Origin of the sequence: Campylobacter cuniculorum DSM 23162 = LMG 24588 (assembly GCF_002104335.1) — a bacterium.
GTDB classification, from domain to species: domain Bacteria; phylum Campylobacterota; class Campylobacteria; order Campylobacterales; family Campylobacteraceae; genus Campylobacter_D; species Campylobacter_D cuniculorum.
This window is the reverse complement of the sequence record NZ_CP020867.1, coordinates 1,720,122-1,743,551: the sequence shown is the minus strand read 5'-3', so window position 1 is coordinate 1,743,551 and position 23,430 is coordinate 1,720,122. Positions and strand designations below refer to the sequence as shown.

The following is a 23,430-nucleotide window of genomic DNA, read 5'->3' as shown; positions in this document are numbered from 1 at the left end:
TAAATCTCCTTAAACCGCACCTTTTTCATACATTGCTCGGTTGCGTTCTTTTTCTTGTTTTCTTTTCATTTTTTCAAGCTCTTTGGCTCTAAAATCAAAGACATTAAATTTAAACCAAAGCAAAGTAGGGCTTGCAACAAAAATAGAGCTTAAAGTCCCTATGACAATACCTACAATTAAGGATAAAGAAAAACCTTCTATCATAGAACCACCAAAAAAATATAAAATCACAACAGTTGCTAAGGTCAGCCCCGAAGTTAAAGTCGTCCTTGAAAGAGTTGCAGAAACACTTTCATTGATAATAGGAGCTAAATTTGTTTCTTTACTTTTTTTAATGCCCTCTCTAATCCTATCAAAAATAATAATCGTATCATTTAAAGAATACCCAAGCACAGTTAAAACCGCTGCTAAAGTATCTAAATTCACATCAATCCTAAACAAGCAAATCGCTCCTAAAGTGATGAGAACATCGTGAATTTCACTCAAAATGGCTGCTAGAGCAAAACGCCACTCAAAACGAAAAGCAATGTAAATGAGTATGGCGATTAAAGATACTATGATTGCCATTAAGCCTTTATTTCTTAGTTCATCGCCGACTTTTGGACCCACAACATCGGCACGTCTTAACTCAAATTCACCCGTATCTTTTAAAAGTTTGCTGATACCCTCTGCACTATCGTTTCCTAAATTTTCATTGCTTCCTAAGAATCTTATTGTAACTTCCTCATCGCTTCCAAATTCAGTAACAGATAAATTTTGAAACTGACCGGTTTGCTCCAAAATTTCGCGAATTTGAGCTATAGGAGCTTTTTCTTTATATTTTAGTTGTATTAAAGTGCCTCCACTAAAATCAATGCCAAATTGCAAACCTCTATCAAACAATAAAAAAATCGAACCCAACAACAAAACAAAAGAAAGAGAAATGGCAACAAAACGCATTCTCATAAAATCATAAATTTTCTTTTCACTAAAAAACTGCATTTATTTTTTCCTATAACCAAACCAAAATTTTGTTTGATTGTTTTTTTGCATAGAAGGCATAAAATAATCAAACATTCCGCGAGTCCCTAAAATTGCAGTAATCATCGAAATCACTATACCTATACCCAAAGTTACTGCAAAACCTTTGACAGCCCCTGTTCCATAAGCATAAAGTGCAATAGAAGTGATTAAAGAAGTGATATTTGAATCCACAATCGCACTCATAGCATTTTTATACCCGTTTTCTACACTTGCTTTGATGCTCATACCCTCACGCAAAAGCTCTCTAATGCGTTCATTGATAATCACATTTGCATCAACAGCCATACCAACGGTTAAAACAAGTCCTGCCATACCCGGCAAGGTTAAAGTCGCTCCAAACATAGCCATTAAAGCAATAATCATCAAGACATTAACAAGCAAAGCAATATCCGCAAAAATTCCCGCCACTCCATAATATAAAGCCATAAAAACCACGATAAACACAGAAGCACCAATCAAAGCAATCATACTCATTTTAATGCTATCACTTCCTAAAGAAGGTCCTATGCTTCTTTGTTCTAAGAGTTTCACAGGAGCAAGCAAGGCTCCACTCCTTAAAGCCACAGCAACATCCCTTGCTTCTTCTTGAGTGAAATTTCCGCTAATTTGCCCACTTCCACCGCCTATTCTTTCATTAATGCTTGGAGCAGAATAAACCTTATTATCAAGCACGATAGCCAAACGTTTTCCAACATTTGCTCCGGTATAATCTCCAAATTTTTTTGCCCCTTCAGCATTAAGAGTGAAGTTAATCACGGGATAATTACTTGTATCGCTAAAACCAACTTTAGCATCTGTGAGCATAGAACCATCTAAGATAGGAATGCTTTTAAGCGTGTATTTAAGGGCTTCATTTTTTGCGTCGCTTAAAATCACCAAACCATAGCTTTGTGCTTCACTTTCACTCATGCTCGAGGCTTGAGACATTTTAGAATCATCAACTTCCATTAATTGCAAATGGGCAGCCTTAGTGATTCTTTCTTTTGCTCTTAGTTCATCTTCTTTGGTTTTAATGCCTGCTAATTCAACTAAAATTTTATCCTCTCCTTGTTTAGCAACCGTTGGTTCAGCCAAACCAAATTGATCAAGTCGGTTGCGAATGGTTTCAACAGCTTGTAAAAGAGCGAAATTTTCTATATTTTTTATTTCTTCGGGAGTGAAAGAAATTGTATAAGATAAATGATTTTTTTGGACATCAAGCCCTTGAATTTCTTTCAACAAATCTTCAATCTTAGAAGCATCACTTGCATCAAGCAGATTAAATTCTATGCTTTGATCATTTGTTAGCACTTTATCCACAAGAATGTTTTCTTTATTGATAGAATAATGCAAGGACGAAGCTATGGATTTGATTTTTGATTTTATAGCCTCTTGATTATCCACACCTAAAAGCATATAAAGCCCACCTTGTAAATCCAAGCCGAGATTAATTTTTGCACCTTTTTCTAATTGCAAAAGAGAAGGAAGAGAAAACACCACACCAAAAATAAATACAATCACAAAAATAACGAGGCGATAGGTGATTTTAGAATTACGCATCAATCTTCTTTGCTACAAAATCTTTTGAAATTTTTGCGGTAATATTTTCTTCATTAAGCTTAACTTTGATAAAATCACTTTCAGATTTTATGACCTCGCAAATGATTCCCCCATTTGTGATGATTTTATCTCCTTTTTGCAGGGATTCAATCATATTTCTATGGGCTTTTTCTTGTTTTTGTCTGGGTCTTATAATCAAAAAATAAAAAATTGCGACAAGCACAATAAGAGGTATCAATGAGTTTAAGACTGAATGTTCCATTTTTTTCCTTTTTTTTAAAAAATTTCAATCCTAATTCTACCATTTTTAAAATAATAAAAGTCTTTTTTATTGCAATTTTACTTTCAAATTCAATTTATTTATCTTTTTTTGACAATATCGTTTTTGAGACTCTTAGCCCTTTTTTAGCCATTTGGGGCTTGGTTTTGCTCCTTAGAACTAGGAATGCAAAAGAGTATTTTTGGATTGGATTTTTTTTAGGAATTTTTTGGTTTTGGTGGGTGAGCTTATCTTCAATTTATTTTAATCTTGATTATCTCATTCCTTTTATTATATTATTTATAGCTCTTGTGTATGGAATTTTATTTAGAATTTGCTATCTTTTCAAATTTGATTTTCTAAGACTTTGTGCAATTTTTTGTTTGAGTTTTATCCATCCTTTGGGCTTTGATTGGCTCAATTGGGGAATTTTTAGCGTTTATGGCTTTTTTGATGCAAACACCACAGGAGTGGTTTGTATATTTTTAATCGCTTATTTTTATTATGAAAAATACATTTCAAGATACTATAAAATGGCCATTATTATTATTTTATTTTTTATAGGTTTTCATTATGAACAAAAAGAATCAACAAATTTAAATTTGAATTTTACACTCTTAAACACAAATATCTCTCAAAATCAAAAATATCTTGTAGAAAATATACAGGTTCATTCTAATGAACTCATTAAAGAAATTCTTAATGCCATCAATGAAAAAAAAGAATTGATTGTCTTGCCAGAAAGTGCCTTTGCTTTTGATTTGCAAAAGGATTTTAAAGAAAAATATCAAAACATTCTTAAACAATTATCTTATAAAATCACTATCATCACAGGGGCTTTTAGTACCGCAGAAAATCAAATTTATAACAGCACCTATGTTTTTAATCAAGGTCAAGTCTCTATCCTAAATAAACATTTTCTCGTGCCTTTTGGAGAAGAAATTCCCTTTTTTAAAAATTTAGTTAAGAAATATTTTTTGCCTCATATGCAAGAATTTTCTCAAGGTCCTGTGCAAAGTAAATATGAACTCAATCAACAAATCATCACAAACGCCATTTGCTATGAAGCCACCAAAGAAAGAATTTATGAAGATTCAAAGCTCATTATCGCGATTTCAAACAATGCTTGGTTTAACCATTCTAGCGAATACAAACTTCAGCAACTTTTGATGAAATTTTATGCAAATAAATATGGAGTGAGTGTCTATCATGCTGTTAATGGTAAAGAAAATGCTGTGATTAAGCCTAAAATTCCTCTTTATGAAAAATGGAAAATGAAATTTGAAAAATTGTATCAAAAAATGAGGATGATTTTAAAAATAGGCATTGAATAAGTTTTTAAAACCAAATAAACCATTTAAATTTCGTTGTTTGTGAAATGAAATTTTTAAAATTTCATTTTTAAGTAAATTTTAGAAACTTTATTGTGTTATAATTTTAATGCAAGAAGCTTAAAATAACATTTGACACAAGTGAAAAAAGACTTAACAAAGCTTTGGAAGGAGATAAAAATTAATCCGACCAGAAATGCTAACAAAGGATAAAAGATTTGATAATAAATATTGACAAAGAAAATGTTGTGGTGGCAGGAAATGGACTTAGTTTAAAAGAAATTGATTATTCAAGATTGCCGGAAAAATTTGATATTTTTCGAACCACTCAATTTTATTTTGAAGATAAATACTATTTAGGGGGGGGAGGTAAAAGCTTATATAAACCCTCCAGCTAATTTTTTTGAGCATTACTATACTCTTCATTATCTCACACAAAAATTAGAATATAGCTTTGAATATAAAATTTGTAAATTATATGATTTTGCCTATACAGGAAAAAAATTTGAATATTTTAAGAAAAATTTTAAAAAATTTTTTCCCGATGCATTTATGAGCTTAGAAATTCCTAATAAACTTGATAATTTAACAAATTTTAATAGCTTATATTATAAAAACAAAATGGAAATTAGAACAGGAATTTATGCTATATCTTTAGCGGCTGCCTTAGGATATAAACGAATTTATTTAGTAGGTTTTGATGGATATAAAAAAGATGCAATCAATTATGCTTTTACTATGGCAAATAAAAATTTAGATAAAATATATAAGTTAAAAATTAAAGAATTAGGTGAAGGATTTGAAAAGGTTATTCATTCTAATGAAATGGATATACAAGCACTTGGTTTTATACAAAAAAATTATAAAGTTGAAATGTTAAGTCTTTGTCCAAATAGCCCTCTAAATCAATACATAAATCTGGCACCGCAAAACTTTATTTACGATAAAAGCTTTATTAAAGAAAAACCAAAGGACAGCATAAAAGATATTTTAATCCCTCCAGATATAGCTTATAAACAATACAGAAAAATGTATTTAAGACCCATACTAGAGGAAAATATATATTTTAGGCTTATTAAGGATTTGATTAAACTGCCAAGTGCGGTTAAAAACTATCTTAAAATCAAGCTTTAATGATAATTTTTAGGCTATTTTTGCTCTATATTTGCAATTGTTCTATTTTTGCCATGTTCATTTTTTCTCATCGATAATTATTTTGCAAAGCTAATAAAATAAATATAAATCTACAAACTCGCAATTATCACATTTTTTCAATTTTATAACGCAAAATATGATAAATTTTCATCATAAACTCTTTTTATCTTATAAAATTTAGCATTTATTTCTTGTCTAAAGTTTTAATTCAAACACCAAAGATTATAAATTTAAGAAATTTATTTGTTTGCTCTTTCGATATATTCACCCCTTGTTGTATCAACGCGTATAACTTCGCCTTCTAAGACATGAAAAGGAATTTGCACAACAGCTCCTGTTTCTAAGGTGGCAGGTTTTTTGTTTGAACCTTGAGTATCGCCTCTAAAATTTGGTGCAGTTTCTATAATCTTAAGCTCCACAACTTGCGGAACTTCCACGCCTATAGCCTTACCATTATGAAAAAGCACTTCAACCATCATACCATCAAGCATCCATTTTTTTACTTCTCCTACATCCTCTTCAGAAATCGCAACCTGCTCATAACTTTGCGTATCCATAAATTGACAATTCTCACCATCATCATAAAGATATTGCATTGTTTTGTTTTCTAAATTTGGAGCCTCACATTTATCGCCGGCATGAATGGTTTTTTCTAGCACTTTACCATCGATAAAAGATTTAATTTTAATACGCACAAAGGCTGGACCCTTACCCGGTTTTACATGTTGATACTCTACGATTTTAAATGGAATTCCATCAAGCTCGATTTTTAAACCTTTTTTTAAATCACCCATTGAATAAGATGCCATCAATTTTTCCTTATATAAAAATAAAGTCTTATTTTAGCAAATTTAATTTTAAATCTTTATATAATTTTTCTTTTTAAATAAGTAAATTTTCGTTATAATCTTTTATCAAAGCATAGTAAATGCTCGCTTCTTTAAGAAGAGGAAAGTCCGAGCTGCAAAAGACAAAGATTCCATCTAACTGATGGCTAGGGCAACCTAAGGGAAAGTGCAACAGAAAGCAAACTACCACTTAAAAGTGGAAAAGGTGAAACGGCAGGGTAAGAGCCTACCAGCGATTTTGGAAACAATTTCGGCTATGCAAACCCAATCTGCAGCAAGAAAGGGCGGTTAAAGTCTTTATTTTAAACCTTTCGCTTGATTTTGTTTGCAAAAACAAAACCAGATAAATGAGCATTCACGACAGAACTCGGCTTATCGCTATGCTTTGATGTATTTTATAGCCTTTTGGAATTTTCGAATTTCAACAGCATGGGCATCTTTTTTTCGATTTACAAGCTTGATAGCCTCTTCGATAAGAGACTTCATTTCATTTAAATCCACTCCTTTATAATCAATACTATCAAGCAATTTTCCTAAAGTTTCAATTTCTTCTTTAATTAAAGCAAGTTTAAATTTATCAACCCAAGTTTTCATTATTATGCACGTCTCTCCAAGCTTCTAAAAGTCCTTTAGTTACATTGATAACCTCATCAATCCTCGCTTCATTATTTTCTACATTTGCTAAAGAAAGCAGTTGAATTTCTCTTGTGTAAAGTCCGCTTAAATAATGAGCCACATCTCCACCTTTTTCATAATCAAGATTATTGATTAATTCGATAAAAATTGCTGTAGTCCTTTTGATAAAATACACTCTTTGTTCAATATCTTCATTTTTTATCGCAATTTTTACCCTTGCACAAAAGCGTAAAATCCCTTCGTAAAGCATTTCTATAAGTCTTTGTGGAGATTCTATCCCCACTTGATTTTGAGAATACGCACTATAAGCTAAATTGTTTTGCATTGTTTATTCCTTAAGCATTATTTTGATTATTACTTGCTTGAATCATATTTTGAACCGCTAAAAGTTGAGTATTGAGTTTATTCAAAACACTTTCATAGAGCAACCATTGATTTTGCATTGTTTCATATCTTGAGTCAATCAATTTTTGAGTATTTTCTTTAGCCTCATTCAAAGATTTTGTATCCTTAGTTAAGCTCTCATCGTATTTTGTCAAGCTTCCATTTGTTCCGCTGATTCCATCGACAATTGATTTAAGTTTAGCAAAAATACCTGCACCCTCTATAGGTTTAGCAGTAATACTTGTTTCACTAAGACCGAATTGCTTAAGGAAATTTTCATCACCTTTGATAGCAAAATCACCATTGCCTTCGCTTTTAAATTTAATATTATAGCCTTTTTGATTGTCTTTATCATATTGCTCTATTTTAACATCTAAACCTTCTATGCCTAAATCTTTAATATGATTGATTAGATTATTAAGCAATTCTTGTTCATTTTTTCCCGTGAGTTTAAAGGCTGTTCCATCTTTATTTTTTGATAAATCATAGCTTTGCCCATCAAATTCAATTACAAAATCTCCACTCTTGAAAGCTAATCCTTTATCAGAATCTTGTCCGGTAGGATCAGTGTATTTATCAAGGCTATTTTGCTGAATCAAATCACCTGTATGGGACAATTCTTCATATCTTGTTACTCCAGCAAAAAAACTCTCAACAAAATCAGAGCCAAGTTCTTTGACTTTTTCATCGAATTTAGTTTGGTCAAAAGCTAAATTTCCAGCTTCATTAAGACTTACACCAAAATCTTGCATAGAAAGCATAACCTTAGAATTCACTTCACTCCCATTTTCATCTATAATTTTTCCATCGACTAATTGAGATTTAAAAAGTGCATTAATAATGCTTGATCTTATACTACTGACTTCGCTAACACCTTGTAATGAACCCGCTGTGCCGGTTTCTTTATTATAATCTGTCGCAGCATTAAGATTGACCACCAAATCATTAAATGCATCAACAAGCTTTTGTATTTCTTCATTGACAGCACTATTGTCTTGTTGCACATCAAAATTAATATCCCCTGTTGAATTTAAGGTTAAAGTTATACCGACACCTAAATCCGTAATGGTATTGCTTGATCTTGTCATCTTAATACCATCAAGCGTAAATTCAGCATTTTGTGCAGTTTGTAAATGGAATTTAGGATCATTTGCATCATCTTTGATTTGATAACCAACTTTTTTATCAAAATCGCCCGTCGTATCATCAAGCTCCCAACCTAAATTAGAAAAAATATCTTGAGCTCGAGAGTCTATACTGCTAGAATCGTATTTTCCATCAACATTTTTCGCACCCGGAAAAAAAGTAATCGCATTATCTTCACCGGTTTCTTTGCTTGTTAGTGTGAGTCTGTAAGGTTGCCCTTTTTCACCGGTATTAACGATTTTAGCAACAATTTCTCCACCACTTGCTTCAGTGATTTTTTCGGCAAGTTCTTTATAAGTTGTGTTACCATTAATCGTAACTTTATATTCTTTACCATTTTGGAAAAAAGTTAAATCAACATTATCATTCGCCCCTAAAGCTCCATTGACATAACCATTCTCATTTGCAAGTGCTTTACTTTGATACACATCTTTTTGTGCAAGTTGAGTCACACTAACTCTCATACTTTGGACATTGACCCCACTATTGACACTTAAGTCTGCCGGTGGATTTGTCGTTACACTCGCTACAACCTTTCTTTTTGCAAAAATAGTCGCATCTCCAAGAGATGAAACTGAACTTCTAAAAGCCGAAAGTTTGGTCAGAAGCTCGGCTATATCTTTTTGTTTTGTGGTATTGCTCTCAATCCTTGAAGTATAAGGACTGATACGAGCTTCCTCATCTGCTTTCTTTAGCTTATCTATAGTGTCTTGTTCTAAAACACCTGAACCAAATCCTAAACTTGACAGAGCACCTAAAGCCATTTTAACTCTCCTTATCGAAAATCAAACCTATCGCGTCTCTAAAATACTTGGTTAATTTTATTGCTTCATCGCTAGGAATTTGACGAATCTCTTTACCTGTATTTCTTTCAGACACAGTAACATACATAGCATTAATATCGTCACTAAAACCGAAACGAACATTTGAATTTAAATAATCCATCTGTTGATTAAGCTCTTTGACAACATCATTGAGTCTTTCATTCAAACTTTTGTTTTGCTCATCCTCTCTTTGCTGATTCGAGTTTGTTTGAATTTGTGCAGAATTTAAATTTGCACCCGCTATCCCAGTCCTTTGGTTTTGCAAATTTGACGCTGTATCCACTTGTCTTGCTGTGTCCATTTGCCCACTAAGTTTTGATATTTCCATTTTAAAATCCTTTTTAAAATTTCTTATAATTTTAGCTAAGCTCTAAATCGACAGGTTTAAAAAAAATATGAATATTTTTTTAGTAAAAAATTAAATTTTTTATTATCAAATATTATCAAAAAAGAATTGATGAGTTTATTAAAAAACAAACAAACTAATAATTATAATAAAATATAAAAATTTTGATTTAAAAATTCACACTATATAATCTAAGATTTATTTTAATAAAGATTTAATGATAAACTAAGCCCATTAACTAAGGCTTAGAAATAAACGCTTTATGAGAAATTTTAACATAAAAGAATTATTTATGCGGATTTCCTGTTATTGCAGTGATTTCATCTCCTTTTATATTATAAGCTTGTCCAAAACCTTTTACAAAGCGACCAGTGAGAAATTCAAGCTGCACAAGATGAAAATCAAGCATAGTGCGTATGGTTTTAATCCCGCCTCCACCGCCGGTTTGTCTTTCAAATTCATCATAAATTTTATCAAAAAGCTCTCCTCTTGAAATAAAATTTGCTTTTGTTCTATAACGCAATCTTTTTCTTAAAATCACTGAAGCAGCCTTGCTCTCATCTTCTAAAAACATTACTTCAAGATTATTAGGATGTGCTTTGATATTCGCAAAATGCTCACTCACTTCGCTGATATAAATGAAATTTCCAAATTCTGTGCTTACAAAAGGTGCATAAGAGCATACCACTTCTGCATGGGGTGAAAGCGTGGCAAGACATACAGAATTAAAACTTAACATAAAATCTTTAATTTCTTGTGCTAAATTTTCTTTTTTTTCACTTTTTGCACTCATGCAAAGGGCGATAATGCTATCTTTAATCGAGGATTCATCAGCCCTTTTAGGAAATTCTATGCGTAAGTTTTCATTGCCATTATAAAGTATATCCAAGCCCTCAAAATCCACGCTTTCAAGCCTAGCATCTTCAATCTTTTGTGCCTTGCCAAATTTTTTGCATAAATCAATCAAATTTGATTTATGATGCTCATTCATATGAGAAATAATACTCTTAAAATCCATTTTTTCCTCCCTAAATAATATTTTATTAATAATATAAATTATCATATTAAAGCTTACTTAAATTTTATATATAATTACCTTTTATAAATATTTTATTGATTTTTAAGCTGATAAATTTTAAATTCGATTTCATAATTTTATTGATATAAATTATTAGTATTATTAAATTATAAAAATTCTTTAGAAAGATGAGGATATATGAATGAGTTCTAAAAAAATCATTTGCGGAATTTTATCCGCTACAATCTATATTGAGGCTTTAGAAGAGTTTGATTTGGATAAAATTGTAGTCTCTGCTTCTGGTTTTGAACAAGAAGCACAGAGTAATTTAAGAAATATTATCTTAATCGATAAAGAAGAACTTAAAAAACATGGATACACTTCATTAAAACAAGCTCTAGAAAGAATATCAGTCATTAGTTTTGTTGATAGCGGATTAGGAGCAAATGTCGATATGAGAGGACAAGGTTCAAAGTCTAATGTTGCTGTAAAGGTTATGGTTGATGGCAAGATGATAAATGTTCTTGATAATTCTCACGGCGTTACCCCTTTAGACTCTATCAATATCAATCAAGTTGAACGCATTGAAATCATACCCGGTGGTGGTTCTGTGCTTTATGGAAATGGGACAAGAGGAGGAGTGATTCATATCATCACTCAAAAATCAAAACAGCAGAATTTCCAAATACACTTAAATACAACAAATTTTGATAGAGGAGCTTTGGGTGGAAATTTAGGCACAAGCATGACTTATAATTTTAATCCTTATTTAACTCTTAATTTTAACGCTCAAGGATTTAATAAAAAAGGTTATCAAAAAGGATATAGCGAGAAAGGTTATTTTATTGATGCTAAGAATATTATAGATATTGATGAGTATAATACTTTGATTTTTTCATACGATTATTTTTGGAGCAAGGATACAAGTAGCGGGTATTTAACCAAAAATCAAATTCAATCAGACCCAACACAAAGAGGCGATTCTGATAAAATCACAAAAACCATACGCCCCGCTCTTAGCCTTGATTTTACCCATCAATTTAACGCGAATTTTGAATTAAATATTCAAAGTTTTTGGCAAAATCAAAAAATCGATTTTATCAAAAGTGTTTCTCAAATGATGGGAACTCATGCCTATGAGGATGGCAGCGGTTTTGAAGATGGTTTAAGAGGCGTTACTTTAAAAGCTCGGTATAATTATGAAGAAAATTCGTATTTTACTTTAGGCTATGAATTTGCTTATCATGATGCACAAAGAAACAGCAAGGTTTTTTATAGTGTGCCTCCTATCATAACATACCATAGAATGACAACTTTAATGGATATGGATAAACAAAGTCATTCTTTATTCATTCTTGATTCTCATAATCTTGGAGCTTTATTCTTAAATTTTGGTTTAAGGTATGAATACAGCTTATACGATACAGCAAGAACTTATAGAAATCAAATGGCGGGTAGAATCCTCGCAAATTCTATAGATACAACAAGTCGTTTTGATACACATAAAACAATCGATAATTTTGCCTTTGAAATCACCCCAAACTATCAGTATTCAGACACAGGTTCGCTTTATTTTAAATACGAAAGAGGTTTTATCAGCCCCACTCCCGCACAATTAGTCAATCGTAACAATACAACAGCGAATCCAACTTTAGAGCCTTATTATACAGCGGATTTAAATTCTGAAATTTTTGACACTTTTGAGCTGGGAATGAAAGATTTTTGGTTTGATTTTTATACTTTTAATCTCGCACTTTTTTACACAAAATCCAAAAATGAAATTTCTTATTTAGGAGATCCTCATTCTGCAGCCGGAGCTTGGTGGAGGTATTATAATATCGATGAAACAAGAAGAATGGGAGCTGAACTTCAGCTCTCTCAAATTTTTGATAAATTATTATTAAAACAAAGTTTAAGTTATATTGATGCAAGAATTTCTAAAGGCATTAATAAAGACAAAATAATTCCTTATGTTTCTAAGGTAAAAATTACAGCTACAGCGGAATATAATCTTACAAATGAGTGGTTTAGTTTTTTGGATTTAAGCTATCTTTCAAGGGCTAAGGACAATGGAAATGTTGATGAAAATACGGGAAAAATGCGAAACAATCAATGGATTAAAGACTATTTTCTTACAGATTTAGGACTAGGATATCGCAAAAAGAATCTTCAAATTTCTACAGGGATTCGCAATCTTTTTGATAAACAATATTATAGCTATCAAGATTCTTTTAAGAATCAGTATTTGCCCGGAAGCGGAAGAAATTATTATATAGAGTTTAAATATGCTTTCTAAGTATTATTTTTTAGGAATTTGCTTGTTGTTTTTTTATTTGATTGCTATATTTTTAGCCTTAGGTCTTGGAGAGGAGTATTTAAATCCTAAAGAATTGATTTTTTATATCTTTAAAGGCGATGAACTCACAAGAGAAATTATACTCAATGTGCGCTTACCACGAGTGTTAATGGCAATTTTAATCGGTATGCTTTTGGCAAGCTCTGGTGTCATCACTCAAAATGTCTTTTCTAATCCCTTAGCTGATCCTTATATCATAGGAATTGCTTCAGCGGCGAGTTTTGGAGCAATTTTAGCACATATTTTGGGGCTTGGAGATTATTATTTTGGAATTTTTGCTTTTATTTGTTCAGGCTTGTTTTCTTTGTTTATTTTTAAAATTTCTAAAAAATCTTCTTTATCAAGCTTACTCATCATAGGCATAGCAACTTCGTCTTTTTTAGGAGCTTTAAGCTCATTTCTTGTTTATTATATCGGCGAAGATTCTTTTAAAATCATTACTTGGCTTATGGGACATATTTCAGCAGCAAGTTTAGAACGTGTCTTTTTGATTTTTGTGCCTTTACTCTTTTGTCTTGCTTATTTTTATATCCATAAAAATTCTCTTAATATACTTTTAAGCGGAGATGATGAGGCAAGAAATTTAGGTGTGGATGCTGCAAAATTAAAAATTCGTTTGCTGCTTGTATCTTCTTTGGCTTGCTCTTTTGCTCTTGCTTTTACAGGACTGATAGCGTTTGTAGGGCTTATCATACCACATATTACAAGACTTTTGCTAAAAAATTACAATAACATTCTCGTCTTACCTTTTTGCACTTTAATTGGAGGATTGTTTTTGCTTTTTTGCGACAGCTTGGCAAGGAGTGTTTTAGCTCCCATTGAAATTCCTATTGGTGTGGTTACTTCATTTTTTGGAGCCCCTATATTTTTGTATTTAGCTCTTAAAATAAGGAATTTTTTATGATCTTAAAACTTAAAAATGTAAATTTTATTTATCCCTTTAAAAACGGACTTAAAAATATAAATTTTACTCTACAAAGAGGCGATTTTTTAGGCATATTAGGACCTAATGGTTCGGGAAAAAGCACACTTTTAAAAACTATGCTTGGAAATTTAAAATGTCAAAATGGAGAAATTTTCATATTCAATCAAAAACTTCAGGATTATTCCCTTAAAGAATTAGCTAAAATTATAGGTTTTCTTCCCCAAAATTCACAATTGCACACGCCTTTAAAAGTCATAGATGTGCTTTTAATGAGTAAATATGTGCATTTAAAATATAATTTTTTGTCTTATTCTAAAAAAGATTTAGAAGAGCTTAAGATTCTAGCTACAGAGCTTAAACTTGAACATTTTCTTGATAGAAACATCTTATCTTTAAGCGGAGGAGAATTTCAAAGAGTGCTTTTAGCTCGAGCCTTGCTTAAAAATCCTCAAGTTTTATTTTTAGATGAACCAACTTCTGCTCTTGATTTAAACTATGCCATTGAGCTTTTAAATTTATGTGAAAATTTAATCAAACAAAGAAAAATCAGCGTTGTTGCTGTCTTGCATGATTTAAATTTAGCTGCTTTATTTTGTAATAAAATTTTATTTTTAAAAGAAGGAGAAATCCGCTATCAAGGAAGCGTGAAACAACTTTTTACAAAAGAAATTTTAAAAGAAATTTATAATTTAGATTGCGAAATTATCAATTCAAATCAAACGCCCTACGTGTTTGCTTTAAAGGAGAAAAGATGAAAAAGATTTTATTTTTATGTGTATTTTTATCGTATTGTTTGGGTGCAAATCAAAGGCTTGTCGTGCTTGATCCTGCAAGTATAGAAACACTTTTTTTGCTTAAAGCACAAGAAAATATAGTGGGCATTGCTTCTTTGCAACATTCTAGCATTTATCCTCAAGAAGAAACTTCTAAACTTCCTAGTGTAGGGAGTTTTTCACATCCTTCTTTAGAAAAAATTCTACGTTTAAGACCTACTTTGGTGATTTTAAGCTCATATTCTTTAAATTTAGAGCAAAGTCTTAAGAATTTTGGCATTAAAACTCTCTATCTTAAGGCAGATCATTTAAATGATATAAAAAATCATATCAAAATTCTTGCAAATATAGTGGATAAACAAGAATTAGGTGAAGAGCTCTTGCAAAAATTCGAAAATGATTTAGAAAAATTACAAAAAGAACCCTTCAATGAAAGTGGAATTTATCTCTTTTCAAATCAACCCTTAATGGCATTTGCGGACAATTCTATAATAGCCGATATTTTTAAGCTCATAGGCATTAAAAATCTAAGCCCACAGAGTGATATTAAAAGACCTATAATTTCAAGTGAATTTATACTCAAACAAAATCCTGACATTATAATGCTTGGAATGCAAATTAACAATACAAAAGAATTCCTAAGACTTAATCCTTTATTAAAAAACACGAATGCTTATAAAAAAGCTCAAATTTATTTCAATGAAAACACCTCAATTCTTTTAAGACTTAGTCCTAAAATCACAGAAAGAATATTAGAATTTAAAGAAAATTTAAAGAAAGGAGAATTTTAAACGCGTCTTGCTTGATTTTTAAGTTTATTTCAAGCAGGACGGATTAAGAATGCAATTTTAGAATTTTGCTTGATTTTTTAAATAAAATCATCATTTTTTATCAGCGGTTTTTTTCACAACTTTAACGCGTACTATGGAATTTCCGTCCATTTTTTTTACTTCATAATAACAAAGTTCATCTTCTATCCTATCGCCAACAACAGGAAGACGTCCTAAGAGATTGAATACATAGCCTCCTATGGTTACTTGCTCTAAATCTTCATCATAGCTAATCATCAAAAGCTCTTCAACCTTTTCTATCTCATATCTGCCTTGAAATTCGTAGATGTTTTCAGCAAGTTTTTTATAATGCCCCTCCTCTTCGCCTTTAATCTCTCCGATAATTTCTGCCATAATATCCTCCATAGTGATAATTCCAGCAGTCCCACCATATTCATCAATCACTAAGGCTGTATACATCTTTTGTTGATTCATCATCACTAATACCTTAGAAATACTGATATTTTCAGGCACAAGTATCATAGGCTTGATGAATTTTTCTAAATTTTCATCTTTAGTTTTAAATTCATTTTGCAACACATCTCTAATATGTATAAGCCCTAAAACCGTATCTTTAGAGCCGTCTATGTAAGGAAATCTTGTATGTTTATACTCACAGACAATTTGCATATTTTCGTGATAAGAATTTTTCTTATTCAAACAAATCATATCTTTTCGCGGAGTCATAATCTCTTTTGCAACAGTATCACTAAAATCCACAGCATTGCGTATGATTTCAGTTTCAAATTCGTCTAAAACTCCGCCTTTTTGACTCTCGCTGACGATGATTTTAATTTCTTCTTCAGAATGGGCAAGTTCATGCTCGTTAGCCGGTCTAATTTTGATAATTTTTAAAGTTAAAGCTGCAAGAAAATCAAAAATTTTAATGCAAGGCAAAAAGATAATCCAAAAAATATGCAAGGGTCTAGCTATCCAAAGAACAGCTCTATCAGCAATGGCTATCGCAATATTTTTTGGCACAAGTTCTCCTAAAACCACATGCAAAAGCGTGATAAAACTAAAGGCTAAAACGAAGGCTAAAGTGTGGATTAAAACGGGATTTAAATGTAAATTCACAAAAAAGTTTGCTAAAAGTTTTGCAATGGCGGGCTCTCCTATCCAACCTAAAGCCAAAGAACTCAATGTAACGCCTAATTGACAAGCACTCAAATAAGTATCAAGTTTAGAAGTGATTTCTAAAGCCTTTTTAGCGTTTGGTTTTTTTTCTTTAACAAATTCTTCAAGTTTAGAGCGTCGCACCTTAACAATACTGAATTCAGACAACACAAAAAAACCATTTAAAAACACTAAAATAAGAGCAATAATTAGCATAAAAAAAGAATGACTGGGGTCCAATAATACTCCTTAAAAATATAGCTTTATAATTATACACAATTTAAACTATAAATTTTGCTTAAAATTTTATAAAATTTCTTTTAAGATTTAATGATATATTTGTTATTTTCATATTTAAGACCTAATAAAAACAATTAAATTTGAAATTTTATTTTCAAATTAATTTAAAATTAAACAAATTAAATCAACTTTTTATCAATTTTGTCTAAGATATTGAGTCTATTTTAATGCACACATAAATATAAAATGAAATTTTAATTCTGTGAGTTTTTAAGATGAATTTTGAGGAAGGTGAAATTCGCATCTTTGGCACAAGGCTTCAACACGTTTATTTTGCTCAAAACCTTTTTTCATCGCCTTTAAACGTTTGGAATTTAAAAGTTCATTAAAATTTTTTTCAAAAACATTTCCTAAAAAAATATCAGCCTTAGTATCAAAACAGCAAGGCACCAATGAACCATCACTTAAAATTCCAATTTGTTCTTTAAGGGCGTGGCAAGTTCCTTGAAAATTTTGTTTTTTTCCTTTCAAATCCACCCAGTTAAAAAGCCGGTTTTGATGGAGTAAAATATGCCTTTGAAGACGATTTTGCTTGAGCTTTATATCGATTTTAGTTCCAAAATACCGCTCTAAAAGCCTATAAATTTCAAAATTTTGTTTTGGAGCTATGAAATGAGCATTTAAATTCCAAAGTCTAAGATTGATAAAACTTTTGCATTTTTGCTGAAAATGACTTTCACAAAGCTTTAAAATAGGATTAAAATATTCTTCAAAGCCCACTTTTTTTTGACTCAAAAAAGCCATAAGAGAGATATTAATTTGCCGGATATTTGTGCTTTCTAAAAGCAAAGCTTGATTTTTAGGACTCAAATAAAAACCACTTGTTGTTATTTCAAGCTCCATTGCATATTTTTGAGCAAGATTGATATAATCTTTTAAATTATCTATCCACAAAGGATCGCCTAAAATATGCAAACAAAACACTTGCGCCTTATCATAAATTTGTGGCAATAAAACAGAAAAATTCTCCACACTCATCACACCTCTTAAGCCCTTTGCAGAGGGACAAAAATCACATTTTAAACCACAAATATCACTCAATTCTATATAAATTTTTTTAAATTTCATTTTGTAACATTTTGATTGAAATTTTTCATTTTTTTATGCATAAATCCTTTAAGTCTATCATTCTTAGATATATTATATCTTTAAAAGATTAATGTTTAAAAGGATTATATATGGAAAAACAAGCTTTAAGCAAGGCTCAAAAAATTCGCTCCATTGTTGCAGCAAGTAGCGGAAATTTAGTAGAATGGTTTGATTTTTATATCTATGCTTTTACGGCGACTTATTTTGCTCACACCTTTTCAAGTTCTGATAATCCCATCATCCAGCAAATCAACGCCTTTGGTGTTTTTGCAGCAGGGTTTTTTATGCGACCTATTGGGAGTTGGCTTTTTGGTTCTTTAGCTGATAAATTTGGACGTAAAAAATCTATGGTCTTTTCTGTGGTTTTAATGGCTCTAGGCTCTTTTATGATTGCAGTCTTACCGAGTAAGGAACTTGTAGGCGATTTTGCGATTATTTTGCTTTTGATTGCAAGGCTCATTCAAGGCTTAAGCGTAGGCGGAGAATACGGAATCGCAGCGACTTATTTATCCGAACTTGCAAGTGAAGGAAAACGGGGCTTTTATTCTTCTTTTCAGTATGTGACGCTCATAGGTGGGCAGCTTTTGGCTGTGGCAAGCATTAGCATTATGCTTTTATTCTTTAGCGATGAGCAAATGAAAGATTTTGCTTGGAGGATTCTTTTTGTTGTGGGAGGAATTTTAGCCTTAGGTTCTTTGCTTGTGCGTAAGGTTATGGATGAAAGTGCGACCGAACTTCACAAGCACGAGGACAGAGGCACACTCAAGGCTCTTTTTGCTTCTTACAAGCCCTTTTTGCTTGTTGTGGGCATTACAGCAGGGGGCTCTTTGGCATTTTATACCATTACCACTTATACGAAAACCTTTATTGTGAATTTAGGACTCATTGATAAAACACTTTCAAATCACATCTATCTCATCGCTCTTTTTGTTTTAATGCTCATTCAACCTTTATTTGGCTTACTTGGTGATAAAATTGGACATAAGAATTCTTTAATCATCTTTTCAGTCCTTGCCTTTTTAGGAATTTATCCTGTTTTTGAGGCTTTAAAAAGCGCAACGAGTGCTATAGCTGTCTTGTCTTTGGTTTTGATTTTATTTGTGATTCTTAGTTTTTACACCTCTGTGGCTGGAATCTTTAAGGCAAAGCTCTTTCCCGAGCACATAAGGGCTCTTGGCACGGGATTAGGATATGCTATCCCTAATGCCATATTTGGCGGTTCAGCTCCCTTTGTCGCTTTGCAGTTTAAAAATGCTCAATTTGAAAATGGCTTTTTTATTTATATTGCACTCCTAATGGCTGTGGTCTTTTGCGTTGCCCTTTGTTTGCCTAAAACATCGCAATTAAACTAAAAATTTCAAGCCTTTAAAGAAAGGCTTGAAAGGGATTAATATTTTAGTTATAATTTGTCTATCATAAAATGGGGCGTCATGGTAAAATTTATTAAATATTATGCTTTAGAAAGTTATACGATAATTTCAATGTTCATTCTTGTTGTAGCAGGAATTATCGGTGATTTATCCCTTATTCAAAAATTTGTTTTAGTGTATATTTTCTTATTTGTTTTACACGAATGGGAAGAAATGAAATATCCCGGAAGCCTTACAAAATTAATTGCAAATATGCTTGGTGTTGATATTAATATTGAGCAAGAAAGAGCAAGCAGAATTCCAACAAGCATTTTGCTCTTAACATTTACAATAACACCTTTTATTTTTCACAATTATCCGATAACCATTTTACCACTTGCCTTTTTAGGACTTTTTGAAGGTCTTGTTCATATTTTTTTCATAAAACTTTTTAAATGTCCTAAATTCTATTCTCCCGGAATGGTTACAGCGGAAATTCAAGCCATAGTTACAATCATATTATTTGCATATTTGATTGAAAATAATATTTTATCGGGTTTTGATTATTTAATAGGTGCATTAGTAATGTTTGCTTGTTTTATAGTAATGCAAAAAACTTTAACAACAATGATAGGTTATAAATATAGTGATGTTTATAAAAATCTCAAAAAACAACTTGCTAAAAGATAATTCAAGCTGTGGCTTTGGGCATGCATTAAACAATAAAAAGGAGTTTTATTTTGGATAAAATAAATTATTTACTTCTACCTGATGTATTTTTCTTGAATGAGTATAAAGATAAGTGATAAATCGAAAAGATAAAATTTTCAAAACCCTCTAATAAATTTTGTGCTAATATCTAACTATAAATTATTGGAGTTGAAGAATGATTAAATTTATTAGATATTATTCATTAGAAATTTATAGTGTCATTTCAATATTATTTTTGCTTACAGCTGCAATTATGGGTGATTTATCATTTATTCAAAAGGCTGCTTTAATTTACACCGTTCTTTTTCTTTTGCACGAATGGGAAGAAGGAGTTTATCCGGGCGGTTTTTTGATAAGTTTTCAGATGTTTTAGATGTTAAATCAAATGAATAATTAAGAAGAATAACAAGAGTTCCCGTTGATATTCTTTTATTAATTATTACAATTACTCCATTTTGTTTGGATAATTATATGATTCCGATTTTAATGACTGCAACGTTAGGAATAATGGAAGGCGTTGTTCATATCGGTTTTATAAAATTATTTAGAATGGATAAATTTTATTCCCCCGGAATGGTAACAGCTGAAATGCAATTTATTGTAAGTGTTTTATTTTATATTTATACTATAAAACACAATATGGCTACAGGTTTAGAATACTTATTCGGGGCATTATTGATGATTGTTGCATTTATGATTATGCAAAAATCATTAGTAAAAATCATTGGAATAAAAAATTACAGCCAAGTTCCAAAGATGGTTTTAAAAAGAATAAAAGAAAGATAAATGTAAAGAAACACTTAGACGTGATTATTTTATGATTTTTTGATGGTAAAGCTATGGCTTTCTTCTATTAATTCCATAATCTCATTATCAGACAAACTTTCATCAAGTATAACGGCTATCCAATGTTTTTTATTCATGTGCCAACCGGGGTAAATATGTTCTTGTTTTAATCTTTTTTCAACATTTTCGCGACTTAATTTTATTAATGCGATTTCAACCAATCCTGTTTTATTTTTTTGAATTTTATTTCTATCTATATCTAAAATTGCGAGATACCACTTTTTTGTTTCGGGATTTCTAAAAACTCCTGTTCCGGGTGTTGTTTTCCATAGAAATTCGGGTGCATTTGCGTATTTTTGAATGATTAAATCTGCAATCCTGTTTGATTGAGGGAATATGTAATATTTTTTTGAAAAACAATTATCTCTTATATTTTTAAGTAAATTTTCATATGCGACTCTAACTTCGCCAACAAATTTTCCTTGATTATTTTCAACTCGCAGGGGCAAAAACTCATCATTATTTTCAAGGTCATAAACTATTGCTTTTACACTTCCTTTTGAATTTATAGTTATAATAGCTTTAAACATATTGTCTTTGAATAATTTTTCCAACTTAAAAGCGTCATTATTTTTTATAAACCCATAATCTTTTAATTTCTTAAAATCGGGCAAGTATCTTTTAAATATATTTTCTTCTATTGTCATAAAAATCATTATACATCAAATTTTTTAACTTTTAACTAAAAGCTGATAATTAATTGCCAGCTTTTAGTTCATAGGCAAGATTAGGATAATGTATTATTTGCAGAGTCTTTTTCTAAACTCTAGGGCAATAATTTGTCCGACTAAACAATCTTTTCTTGCATATTGCCACACTTACTTAATGAATTCTTTAATGACATTGACAAGATTTTCTTGCGAAATACCATTTTCCCTCAATAGTTCATCAGGATTAAAATCTGTATGGAATGCCTTAGATACGCCGTAATTTAAAACCTTCATATCACTATTTCCATAGAATGATGCAATGTTTTGTCCGAAGCCTCCCATCAATTCGCCATCTTCTATTGTGATAACCAGTTGATGTTCCTTTTTTAATCCATTGAGCAGTTCTTCATCCAAGCCTGTTAAAAATCTCGGATTTACAACCGTAATGTCAAGCCCTATTTCATCTTTAACTTTTTGTGCAGTTTTCATAGCTAAGGGCATTAAGACACCCACTGCAAATAAAGCGACTTTAGACCCTTTTTTCTCGATTTTATTTTTATTGTATTTTGAATAATCGGTCGTGTCTTTAACGCCTGTCTCTGGCAGATTTGCAGGGACTCTTATTCCAACGGGATGTTCTTTTTGCGTGGTTGCAAATTTAAACATTTGAAAATATTCTTCTTTGGTCGTCGGTGCTAAATAGATAAGGTTAGGAATATGAGCAAACATTTGAATATCGCACAAGCCGATATGTGTATTAGAATTCAATCCATACACCCCGGGGTGCAATACAAGCATGGTTGCAGGAATGTCATTTAAGCATAAGTCGTGAGATACTTGATCATATGTCCTTTGAAAGAAGGGTGCAAAAGTGCTAAAGACAACCGTTGCGCCATTTTTTGCGATGCCTGCACTCATTGCAACCATATTTTCCTCTGCAATTCCAACATCAATAAATTGACCTCTGTTAACGTATTCTTCCCTGACTCCTTTGACCATTCCAAGCCCCATAGGAACAGACGCATTGACAAGTATTGCCTCTGGATTTGTATCAAGTAATTCTTTTATGCTGTCAAATACGGGATCATCAGCCTCTTGTGCTTTAAACTTAGGACTTCCGTCTTCTACATTAAACGGACCTCCTGCATGCCAAGATTCTCTGTCTTTTTCGGCATAGGGTAAGCCCTTTCCTTTTATTGTATGGATATGTAATACTATCGGGCGGTCAATATCCTTTACACTTTTGAATAAATCAACAAGGCTTTTTATATCATGACCATCATCTAAATATTTGTAATCCAAGCCGAAAGATTTGAAAATATTATCTGAGGATTTGCCGTTAGTTTCTCTTAAATCTTTTAATGTTTTATACATACCGCCATGGTTTTCTGCGATACTTTGGTCATTATCATTGAGGATTATAATGAGGTTTTTATTATATTCTCCCGCATAATCTAAGCCCTCTAGTGCCTCACCGCCCGATAATGCACCATCTCCGATAATTGCGATTACATTGCCATTTACTTGCCTTAAATCCCTGCCCTTAGCCAGACCCAAAGCTAAAGAAATAGAGGTTGAAGCATGTCCTATGGTGAAGAAATCATGCTCACTTTCAAGAGGGTTAGTGTATCCTGTTGCATCACCAAAATGCTCACTATCTAAAAACGCCTCTTTTCTGCCCGTTAAGATTTTATGCGGATAACACTGATGCGAAACATCAAAGACTATTTTATCCTTAGGAGAATCAAAAACATAATGAAGTGCAACCGTCATTTCAACCATTCCTAAATTCGGTCCGCTATGACCACCTGCCTTACTGATTTTGTTTATCAGTGCTGCTCTTGTTTCATCGGCTAAGACTTTCAACTCCTCCGTCTTTAATTTTTTAATATCCTTTGGACCATTGATATTTTCTAAATACATAGCCATCCTTCTTTTTTACTTTTTTGCAGTGTTATTATATCAAAAAAAACAAA

Annotated in this window: 23 protein-coding genes and 1 other RNA gene; 11 read left to right on the top strand and 13 right to left on the bottom strand. The window is 31.5% G+C overall.

All coding sequences use genetic code 11. The annotated features are described in order from the left end of the window. Positions 1-9: 9 nt before the first annotated feature. Genes secF through yajC form a run of 3 tightly spaced genes read right to left on the bottom strand, consistent with a single transcriptional unit; the run spans position 10 to position 2,824 of the window. Positions 10-981, bottom strand: a complete 972-nt coding sequence (secF, locus tag CCUN_RS08720; protein ID WP_027305800.1) for a protein translocase subunit SecF — start codon at positions 979-981, stop codon at positions 10-12. Beyond that, positions 982-2,562 carry a protein translocase subunit SecD gene (secD, locus tag CCUN_RS08715; RefSeq protein WP_027305801.1) on the bottom strand — a complete coding sequence of 527 codons (1,581 nt, stop codon included), beginning with the start codon at positions 2,560-2,562 and terminating at the stop codon, positions 982-984. Continuing rightward, positions 2,555-2,824 carry a preprotein translocase subunit YajC gene (gene yajC / locus CCUN_RS08710; RefSeq protein ID WP_027305802.1) on the bottom strand — a complete coding sequence of 90 codons (270 nt, stop codon included), beginning with the start codon at positions 2,822-2,824 and terminating at the stop codon, positions 2,555-2,557. The genes secD and yajC overlap by 8 nt, the downstream gene beginning before the upstream one ends. On the opposite strand from yajC, the gene CCUN_RS08705 reads away from it, so the two are divergent. From CCUN_RS08705 to CCUN_RS08695, 3 genes are all read left to right on the top strand, one after another. Then, positions 2,800-4,155, top strand: a complete 1,356-nt coding sequence (locus CCUN_RS08705; protein WP_035175810.1) for an apolipoprotein N-acyltransferase — start codon at positions 2,800-2,802, stop codon at positions 4,153-4,155. The two genes, yajC and CCUN_RS08705, sit on opposite strands and share 25 nt — an antisense overlap. 215 nt (positions 4,156-4,370) lie before the next feature. Next, positions 4,371-4,550 (top strand): alpha-2,3-sialyltransferase, encoded by a 180-nt coding sequence (locus tag CCUN_RS10090; RefSeq protein ID WP_051521710.1) that lies wholly within the window; start codon positions 4,371-4,373, stop codon positions 4,548-4,550. Continuing rightward, positions 4,534-5,286 carry an alpha-2,3-sialyltransferase gene (locus CCUN_RS08695; RefSeq protein ID WP_084483688.1) on the top strand — a complete coding sequence of 251 codons (753 nt, stop codon included), beginning with the start codon at positions 4,534-4,536 and terminating at the stop codon, positions 5,284-5,286. Before CCUN_RS10090 ends, CCUN_RS08695 begins: the two co-directional genes overlap by 17 nt. A 260-nt stretch (positions 5,287-5,546) precedes the next feature. Here the strand turns inward: CCUN_RS08695 and efp are convergent, their stop codons facing one another. Beyond that, positions 5,547-6,116 carry an elongation factor P gene (gene efp / locus CCUN_RS08690; protein WP_027305803.1) on the bottom strand — a complete coding sequence of 190 codons (570 nt, stop codon included), beginning with the start codon at positions 6,114-6,116 and terminating at the stop codon, positions 5,547-5,549. A gap of 107 nt (positions 6,117-6,223) precedes the next feature. Between efp and rnpB the strand changes: the two genes are divergently transcribed. Continuing rightward, positions 6,224-6,546: RNase P RNA component class A (gene rnpB / locus CCUN_RS08685), an RNA gene on the top strand. On the opposite strand, the gene CCUN_RS08680 is transcribed toward rnpB, so the two are convergent. The 5 genes from CCUN_RS08680 to CCUN_RS08660 all read right to left on the bottom strand — a co-directional run bounded on the left by CCUN_RS08680 (position 6,534) and on the right by CCUN_RS08660 (position 10,509). Beyond that, positions 6,534-6,749: a hypothetical protein gene (locus CCUN_RS08680; protein WP_027305804.1), complete on the bottom strand. Its 216-nt coding sequence runs from the start codon at positions 6,747-6,749 to the stop codon at positions 6,534-6,536. The genes rnpB and CCUN_RS08680 overlap by 13 nt on opposite strands. Then, complete coding sequence (gene fliS / locus CCUN_RS08675; protein ID WP_027305805.1) at positions 6,733-7,116, bottom strand: flagellar export chaperone FliS; 384 nt, start codon at positions 7,114-7,116, stop codon at positions 6,733-6,735. Before fliS ends, CCUN_RS08680 begins: the two co-directional genes overlap by 17 nt. A 10-nt stretch (positions 7,117-7,126) precedes the next feature. Next, positions 7,127-9,085, bottom strand: coding sequence for a flagellar filament capping protein FliD (fliD, locus tag CCUN_RS08670; protein WP_027305806.1), 1,959 nt, complete (start codon positions 9,083-9,085; stop codon positions 7,127-7,129). Position 9,086: 1 nt separating this feature from the next. Next, positions 9,087-9,473, bottom strand: coding sequence for a FlaG family protein (locus CCUN_RS08665; RefSeq protein ID WP_027305807.1), 387 nt, complete (start codon positions 9,471-9,473; stop codon positions 9,087-9,089). Between the two features lie 304 nt (positions 9,474-9,777). After that, on the bottom strand, positions 9,778-10,509 hold the full coding sequence (locus CCUN_RS08660) for a HugZ family heme oxygenase (RefSeq protein WP_027305808.1): 732 nt from the start codon (positions 10,507-10,509) through the stop codon (positions 9,778-9,780). A 202-nt stretch (positions 10,510-10,711) separates the two neighbouring features. On the opposite strand from CCUN_RS08660, the gene CCUN_RS08655 reads away from it, so the two are divergent. From CCUN_RS08655 to CCUN_RS08640, 4 genes are read left to right on the top strand one after another with little or no spacing between them, the layout of a single operon-like run. Further along, positions 10,712-12,805: a TonB-dependent receptor gene (locus CCUN_RS08655; protein ID WP_084483689.1), complete on the top strand. Its 2,094-nt coding sequence runs from the start codon at positions 10,712-10,714 to the stop codon at positions 12,803-12,805. Next, the gene (locus tag CCUN_RS08650) at positions 12,795-13,769 is read left to right on the top strand and encodes a FecCD family ABC transporter permease (protein ID WP_027305810.1); all 975 of its coding nucleotides are present in this window, start codon (positions 12,795-12,797) and stop codon (positions 13,767-13,769) included. Before CCUN_RS08655 ends, CCUN_RS08650 begins: the two co-directional genes overlap by 11 nt. Next, positions 13,766-14,545 (top strand): ABC transporter ATP-binding protein, encoded by a 780-nt coding sequence (locus tag CCUN_RS08645; RefSeq protein WP_035175811.1) that lies wholly within the window; start codon positions 13,766-13,768, stop codon positions 14,543-14,545. Before CCUN_RS08650 ends, CCUN_RS08645 begins: the two co-directional genes overlap by 4 nt. Next, positions 14,542-15,354, top strand: coding sequence for an ABC transporter substrate-binding protein (locus CCUN_RS08640; protein ID WP_027305812.1), 813 nt, complete (start codon positions 14,542-14,544; stop codon positions 15,352-15,354). The genes CCUN_RS08645 and CCUN_RS08640 overlap by 4 nt, the downstream gene beginning before the upstream one ends. A 90-nt stretch (positions 15,355-15,444) precedes the next feature. Here CCUN_RS08640 and CCUN_RS08635 read toward each other — a convergent pair whose 3' ends face one another. Further along, positions 15,445-16,725: a hemolysin family protein gene (locus CCUN_RS08635; RefSeq protein ID WP_027305813.1), complete on the bottom strand. Its 1,281-nt coding sequence runs from the start codon at positions 16,723-16,725 to the stop codon at positions 15,445-15,447. Between the two features lie 294 nt (positions 16,726-17,019). Then, positions 17,020-17,877, bottom strand: a complete 858-nt coding sequence (locus CCUN_RS08630) for a radical SAM/SPASM domain-containing protein (RefSeq protein WP_027305814.1) — start codon at positions 17,875-17,877, stop codon at positions 17,020-17,022. 110 nt (positions 17,878-17,987) lie between these two features. Between CCUN_RS08630 and CCUN_RS08625 the strand changes: the two genes are divergently transcribed. From CCUN_RS08625 to CCUN_RS08610, 3 genes are all read left to right on the top strand, one after another. Continuing rightward, positions 17,988-19,250, top strand: a complete 1,263-nt coding sequence (locus CCUN_RS08625) for an MFS transporter (protein WP_027305815.1) — start codon at positions 17,988-17,990, stop codon at positions 19,248-19,250. Between the two features lie 78 nt (positions 19,251-19,328). Beyond that, positions 19,329-19,937 carry an HXXEE domain-containing protein gene (locus tag CCUN_RS08620; protein WP_085296682.1) on the top strand — a complete coding sequence of 203 codons (609 nt, stop codon included), beginning with the start codon at positions 19,329-19,331 and terminating at the stop codon, positions 19,935-19,937. Positions 19,938-20,429: 492 nt separating this feature from the next. After that, the gene (locus CCUN_RS08610) at positions 20,430-20,744 is read left to right on the top strand and encodes a hypothetical protein (RefSeq protein WP_027306067.1); all 315 of its coding nucleotides are present in this window, start codon (positions 20,430-20,432) and stop codon (positions 20,742-20,744) included. 29 nt (positions 20,745-20,773) lie between these two features. On the opposite strand, the gene CCUN_RS08605 is transcribed toward CCUN_RS08610, so the two are convergent. Continuing rightward, positions 20,774-21,451, bottom strand: a complete 678-nt coding sequence (locus CCUN_RS08605; protein WP_027306066.1) for an MmcQ/YjbR family DNA-binding protein — start codon at positions 21,449-21,451, stop codon at positions 20,774-20,776. 171 nt (positions 21,452-21,622) lie between these two features. Then, complete coding sequence (locus tag CCUN_RS08600; RefSeq protein ID WP_027306065.1) at positions 21,623-23,377, bottom strand: 1-deoxy-D-xylulose-5-phosphate synthase; 1,755 nt, start codon at positions 23,375-23,377, stop codon at positions 21,623-21,625. Positions 23,378-23,430: the final 53 nt, after the last annotated feature.